Origin of the sequence: Kribbella albertanoniae (assembly GCF_004348455.1) — a bacterium.
GTDB lineage: Bacteria > Actinomycetota > Actinomycetes > Propionibacteriales > Kribbellaceae > Kribbella > Kribbella albertanoniae.
Map to the genome: position 1 here is coordinate 1 of NZ_SMKA01000455.1, position 3,359 is coordinate 3,359.

Annotated in this window: 3 protein-coding genes; 2 read left to right on the forward strand and 1 reads right to left on the reverse strand. The window is 68.7% G+C overall.

The window, feature by feature from the left end; all coding sequences use genetic code 11:
• Nucleotides 1-794: SGNH/GDSL hydrolase family protein (locus tag E1261_RS43965; RefSeq protein WP_202875471.1), on the reverse strand; the 794-nt coding region annotated here is incomplete at its 3' end.
• Nucleotides 795-905: 111 nt separating this feature from the next.
• Here E1261_RS43965 and E1261_RS43970 point away from each other — a divergent pair.
• Together E1261_RS43970 and E1261_RS43975 are read left to right on the forward strand one after the other, a co-directional pair.
• On the forward strand, nt 906-2,114 hold the full coding sequence (locus E1261_RS43970) for a PucR family transcriptional regulator (RefSeq protein ID WP_202875472.1): 1,209 nt from the start codon (nt 906-908) through the stop codon (nt 2,112-2,114).
• 14 nt (nt 2,115-2,128) lie between these two features.
• Nucleotides 2,129-3,359 (forward strand): cytochrome P450 (locus tag E1261_RS43975; RefSeq protein WP_132416197.1); only part of this gene is annotated, 1,231 nt, incomplete at its 3' end.

The following is a 3,359-nucleotide window of genomic DNA, read 5'->3' on the forward strand; positions in this document are numbered from 1 at the left end:
GCCATGCCTCGGCGGCTGGGGTGTAGGGGGGCTGCGTCGGAGCCGGGGATGAGGCCTTCGAGCCAGCGTGTGGTGGCGGGGGCGCAGGTGTCGTGGCCGATGCTGGGGGTGCGGAGGTCCAGGTAGGTGGCGCCGTGGGCGGCGGACTGGGTGGCGATCATGCGGTTGAGGTGGTCGATGGTGCCTTGGAGGTAGTCGGCGTCGATGGGCCAGACGGGGACCTTGGGGAAGCAGCCGCCGGGGCGGATGTAGGTGCCGTAGCCGGTGACGATGATGCGGGCGTTGGGGGCGAGTTCGCGGATGTGGTCGAGGGCCTTGCCCAGAGCGGGACCGGTGGCGTCGATGCGAGCGGCGAGCTGGTCGGTACCGCCCGCGGTGTAGCGCTCCTTGCAGGAGATGCCGGCGGGAGCGGGCAGGAGGTTGAGGCAGCTGAGGGCGACCGGGAAGAGGCCCGCGTCGTTCGCTCCGATGGCGACCGTCACCAGGTCGGTCGTCGACTTCAGAGCGCTGTACTGCGGGGGCACGAAGCCGAACTGCTTTCCGCTGAAGTCGGGGATCTCTGCCCCGGAACATGTCACGTCGGTCAGCCGAGCGCCGAGCGCGGCAGCGGCAACGTGCGGGTAGTTCGCCGACGACCGCAGGCAGGGCAGGTTGATCTGCGGCAGGATCAGCGGCCCGGCCGCGGACGAGTCGCCGAGAGCGACGTACTCAAACCCATCGGCGGCGTGGGCCGTCGTTGGGCTGACCAGGCCGGCCAGCATCACTCCTACTGCCAGCAGTACCCGTCGCTTCATTGTCATCACCCTTTGCGGTCGGTCCAGCACTCTACTTCTGGGTAGTAATGTTCGACCCCAAAGCGCCTGCCGGTCGCTGGGGCCATGCCCAGAGTTCGAGGGGTGATTGTTGTGACGGATCACAAGGATCTGCGTTCGGGCGGCGTGCCGGTGCACGAGCTCGTCCGGTCCCGCCTGCCGCGGCTGGTCGACGACGTACTGACGAGGCTGGTCGCGGAGATCCCGCTGTATGCGCAGCTCCCGACCGAGGAACTGCAGGGCGATATCCGTCGGATCACCGACCAGTCGCTCCGGGCGTTCATCGAGACCTTCCGGACGGGCGTCGTACCGACCGGTGACGTTCTCGCACCCCTCAGGGAGTCAGCGCGGCGGCGGGCCGAGGAGGGTGTGCCGCTAGAGGCGTTGCTGGCCGCGTACCACCTGGGTGGGAAGGTCTGCGCCGACGACGTCGCAGCCGGGTTCCGGCCTGAGGAGTTGTCCGACGCGATCCTGCTCAACCGGCTGATCCTCGACTTCCTGCAGCAGGTCACCGCGGTCGTGTCGGCGAGCTACTTCGAGGAACGCCAGTCGATCGCAGGCGAGGACCAGGCCTCTCGGCAGGCAGTGCTCGCCGCCCTACTCGACGGGCGCGCAGTTGACGAGGCTGCGGTGCGGACCGGCGTACGACTGCCGGCCGAGTACCTCGTGGCCGGCCTCGCCTTCGGCACCCACCCGGATGAGCAACAGCCAGGCGTCGACCCGGAGATCGTTGCCCGACGCAAGCTTCGGCGGGTCCGGGTCGAGCTCGACCGACTAGCAGGCAGTATGGCGAACTTGTCCGTCGACGGCGGGATCGCGTTACTCCCGTGCACCCGCAGCGAGGTCGACAACCTCCGCACCAGGTTGAGCCGGGTCGCCGGCGTCGACATCACCCTGGCGATCACCACCAGCCCGCCATCCGACGTACCGGCTGCGGCCGCACTGGTCAGAGACCTGCTCGATGTCATCCGCATCCATCGCCATCCACCGGGTGTCTACGAGCTCGATGACCTCGTGCTGGAGTTCCAGCTGAGTCGGCCGAGCCCGGCGCGCGACCGACTGGCGCAGCTGCTCGCTCCGCTCGAAGACCGAGCCGACCTGCTCTCCACCCTGCGCTGCTACCTCGACAACGCCCGCAGCCGCCGCCAGACCGCGGCCGACCTGCACGTCCATGCGAACACCGTCGACTACCGGCTCAAACAGGTCGCCAGACTGACCGGCCTCGACCCGGGCAGCGACGATCAGTTGCCCAGGATCGTTGCTGCGCTTGTCGCATTCGATGCTCAGCGTTCACCAGTGTGACGTAACGTCGAAGGATGGCTCCGACACCACTGCTCGGTTCCCGCACCCTCGATCGCCAGACCGCCCGCACACTGCCGCCCGGGCCGCGCTGGCCGACCTTGGTGCAGAGCGCTCTGTTCGCGAGCCACCGCAAGACGATCCTGCCTCGGATGCGCGAGCAGTACGGCGATGTCTTCACGATCCGACTGGTTCCGAAGAGCCGGGTGTGTGTCGTGCTGAGCCGGCCGGATCACATCCGTGAGGTCTTCGGCGGATCGCCTTCGGTCATGCACGCCGGTGAGGGCAACACCGCGCTCGAGCCGGTGATGGGGTCGAGTTCGCTGCTCCTGCTCGACGACGAGGACCACGTGCGGATGCGACGCCAGCTGATGCCGGCGTTCTCCGGTCAGGCCTTACGCGGGTACGCCGAGATGGTGCACGAACTCGCCGTCGCCGAAGTCGCCGGCTGGCCGATCGGCACACCGTTCGAGATGCACCACCGGATGCGCAACCTGACGTTGGAGATCATCCTGCAAGTGATCTTCGGCGTGACCGATCACGACCGGCTGAACACGCTGCGACCGCTGGTGGACAAGATCGTCTCGGTGTCGCCGATCATCATGCTGGGCGCCTTCTACCGGCCGCTGCTCCGGATCCCGCCGTGGCGGACCTTCCTGCGTGCGCAGGAACAGATCGACCAGATCCTGTACGACGAGATCGCGCGCCGACGCGGAAACCTGACCGGCCGTACCGACGTGCTCTCGCGGTTGCTCGCGGCCGGCGAATGGACCGACGTCGAGCTCCGCGATCAGCTGGTCACGCTGCTGCTGGCCGGTCATGAGACGACCGCGACCGCACTGGCCTGGGCCTTCCACGAGCTCGCCCGCCGGCCGGAGGACCTCGCGTTCGGGCAGCACGCGGCCGATCACGGCGCCGACGGTGAACTCGAGGCGATCGTCAAGGAATCCCTGCGCCTGCGCCCGGTCGTCTACCAGGTCGGCCGTCGGCTGACCGAGACCACCGATGTGGCCGGCTACCGCCTACCGCGCGGCACCACGATCCTGGCCGCCATGGGCCTCGTCCACGGCGACGCCGAGCACTTCCCTGCGCCGGCCGAGTTCCGCCCGCGGCGCTTCCTCTCCGACGACCCGCCGGCCCCCGGCACCTGGATGCCCTTCGGCGGCGGCGCCCGCCGCTGCATCGGCGCCGGCTTCTCCCTGATGGAAGGCACCGAGATCCTCCGCGCCACCCTCGCCGCCTACAACC